The sequence below is a fragment of the Gemmatimonadota bacterium genome, assembly GCA_026706345.1.
GTDB lineage: Bacteria > JAAXHH01 > JAAXHH01 > JAAXHH01 > JAAXHH01 > JAAXHH01.
Genome location: JAPOYX010000245.1, coordinates 13,013 through 16,120, shown reverse-complemented (window position 1 = coordinate 16,120; position 3,108 = coordinate 13,013). Strand labels below are relative to the sequence as shown.

At 63.2% G+C, this 3,108-nt stretch carries 3 protein-coding genes; all 3 read left to right on the top strand.

The genetic code is table 11. From position 1 onward, the window contains the following. The coding region (locus tag OXG98_17815; GenBank protein MCY3773868.1) for an aldehyde dehydrogenase family protein at positions 1-871 on the top strand (871 nt) is incomplete at its 5' end. A gap of 146 nt (positions 872-1,017) precedes the next feature. Continuing rightward, positions 1,018-2,100 (top strand): DUF362 domain-containing protein, encoded by a 1,083-nt coding sequence (locus OXG98_17810; GenBank protein MCY3773867.1) that lies wholly within the window; start codon positions 1,018-1,020, stop codon positions 2,098-2,100. A gap of 83 nt (positions 2,101-2,183) precedes the next feature. Next, on the top strand, positions 2,184-3,108 hold a 925-nt coding region (locus tag OXG98_17805; protein ID MCY3773866.1), incomplete at its 3' end, for a hypothetical protein.

Sequence of the window (3,108 nt, the reverse complement as noted above, 5' to 3'; positions counted from 1 at the left end):
GCCGCCCGGCGTGATGAACCTCGTCCACGGCGGCGTGGACGTGGTCAACGGACTCTGCACCCATCCCGGTATCGATGCCGTTTCCTTCGTCGGATCGTCTCCCGTGGCGAAGCACGTCTACCAGACCGCGACCGCCCACGGCAAGCGGGTTCAGTCGGCCGGGGGCGCCAAGAACTACATGGTCATCCTGCCCGACGCGGACCCCGCCTTCACGGTGGACGCCCTGATCGGCTCGGTGTACGGATGCGCCGGGGAGCGGTGCATGGCCGGCAGCGTGGCCGTCACCGTGGACGAAGCCGCACAGCGCGTGCTGCCGCCGCTGCGCGAAGCGCTGGACGGGATGAAAGTCGGTCCGACGGATCGCAATCCTGAGGTGGACATGGGGCCGGTCGTCACCCGCCAGCACCTGGACAAGGTCCACGGCTACATCGCGTCCGGCCTATCGGACGGCGCCTCGCTCTACCGGGACGGCCGGGGAGTCGCCGTGCCGGAAACACCGGACGGATTCTACCTGGGGCCCACGATATTCGACGGCGCGGCCACGGGTATGAAAATCGTCCGCGAAGAGATCTTCGGTCCGGTGCTGTCCGTGATACGCACCGACAGCCTGGACGAAGGCATTAAAGCCTGCAACCAGAGCGGTTTCGGCAACGCCGCCGTCCTGTTCACGGGCGACGGTAAGGCCGCCAGGAACTTCAGGCACAAAGTGAGCGCGGGCATGGTCGGCATCAACGTCGGCGTGCCGGCGCCCATGGCGTTCTTTCCGTTTTCGGGATGGAACGGCTCCTTCTACGGCGACCTGCACGTCCAAGGCAAGGAAGGCTTTGCCTTCTATACGCGGCAGAAAGTCACCATGAGCCGGTGGGCTTGAGCGAGGCGGCCCTGAACTGGTGGATATGAATCGGAGGGTCTGAATCGGATAGATCCAAGGTGTCGATACGAAAACGCGGGTTGATCATTAGCGCAGGTTGGTTACGAAAACGCGAGCCTGATCATTAGCGCATAGAGGATGCGAAGATGTCCAAACCCGACGTGTACATCCTGAAGAACCGATTGGCCGGCGAAGAAGCGTTGAACGAAGCGGCCTTCGCGGACCCGGGCCGTGAAATGCTGCGCGCATTGAACGTCGATCCCGGAAACCGGGCCGTGATGATGAAACCCAACGTCACGGCCGGCGCTCCCCGAAACAGCGGCATCGTCACCCATCCGGACTTCGTAGCAGGACTCATCGACTATTTCGTGGAGGACGCGGGGGTACCGGTTGACGGGGTGTACGTTGGTGAAGCGACAAGCAGGCTGACCTCCCAGGCCCAGCGTGATCTGGCCTGGGCGCGCAGCGGATACACGGAAATGGCGCGCGAAAAGCGGGTGCGGCTGCTGGAACTGGCGGAGTACGGCAACGGGCGCGTCACGCCCGGGAACACGGTACAGCTCCACAACATCGGGATCTCCCGGTGGGCCGCCGCGGACAACGTGTTCTACATCAATGTGCCCAAGCTGAAGACCCACAACCTGGGCGTGGTCACATTGTGCGGCAAGAACCAGCAGGGCGTCATGATTCCGGTCACGGAACGGCACCTTTGCTCCGACGCGTGGCGCGCCACGTTCGGGCGTGACGAGAGGCGAAAGCAGGGAAGGGAATGGATGCGCGTCGAGGACCATGAAGCCTGGCAGCGGACCATTGCGCATATGCACTGGGACGTCTACCTGGCCTGCCAACCCGATTTCAACGTGGTGGAGGGTATTGTGGGACGGGACGGCAACGCCTTTTACCAGGGCCGGAATTTCCCTTCCGGCCTGGTCGTCGCCGGGCAGTCCATGGCCGCGGTGGATCTCGTGGCCGCCCACCTCATGGGTTTCGAACCGACGAACCTGGTGTATCTTCAGGTCGGGATCGAACGGGGGCTCTGTCCGCCCTCGATCGACGAAGTGGACGTTTACCATGTCCGGGACGGCGAGGTGGCCGGAATGATCGACCCCAACCGGTTCAAGGCCGATCCGCCCTTCGAGGTCTACCGGGACATTCCCGCGGATTACCATAAGAAAGACCTGTTCGACGAGTACGATCCGGCCGCTGAGGATTTCCAGATCACGGCCTGACGATTCGAACGCCGAGGATTTCCAGTCACGGCCTGACGATCCGGCCGGAGCGCTCGGCGGGACGGATATCCGGAGGGTCTCCCATGACACAGGAAAGGGCAGATCCCCTCTATGCCCCTTTAATGTCTCCCGGCGCGCGCGACTTTACCCACGGCTTTCTTCCTCCCGAGGACCCGCTCACGCGACTGTCCGAGCCCTTCAAAGACTGGGAGCAGACCGGTGACGCGCTGCCCAAACTGGCCCTGTCGCGGCATATCCGCCCCGTCGTGGAGGACCTGCCTCCGTTTCCACTGGACCGGCTGGATACGCTTGCCGAGCATGAACGGGCTATGAGCCTGCTGTCCTTCCTGGCCAACATGTACGTTTTCGCCCCCGATCACCCCGTGGCCACTGCCATCCCCAGGAACCTGGCCCTGGCGTGGTACGGCGTGGCCTGCCGGCTCGGCCGTCCACCCATGCTGACCTACGCCTCCCAGGTCATGTTCAACTGGCGCCGATTTGACCGCCAGGGTCCTGTTGAGGTCGGCAATCTCCATATGATCCAGAATTTCTTCGGCGGCATGGACGAAGAATGGTTCGTCACCATCCACGTGCATATCGAGGCCGTCGCGGGCCGCGCGCTCGCCGTGCTGATCCCCGGCCAGGAATCGGTGTCCCGGGGGGAGACGGAGGCGGCAATCCGATGCCTGGAGACCGTGACCGATACCCTCCACGAAATGCGGGCGATCCTGGAGCGGATGACGGAACGATGCGATCCGAATACGTACTACCACCGGATCAGGCCGTACATGTTCGGCTGGAAGAACAACCCCGAGTTGCCCGACGGCATGGTATATACGGGCGTGGAAGCCTATGGGGGCAGGCCCCGGCAGTTCCGCGGCGAAACCGGGGCGCAGAGCGCCGTCATTTACGCCGTGGACGGTTTTCTCGGGATTGAGCACGGTTATGATGAAATGCGGGCATACCTGATGGAAATGCGCGACTACATGCCCGTGCAGGACCGCTGTT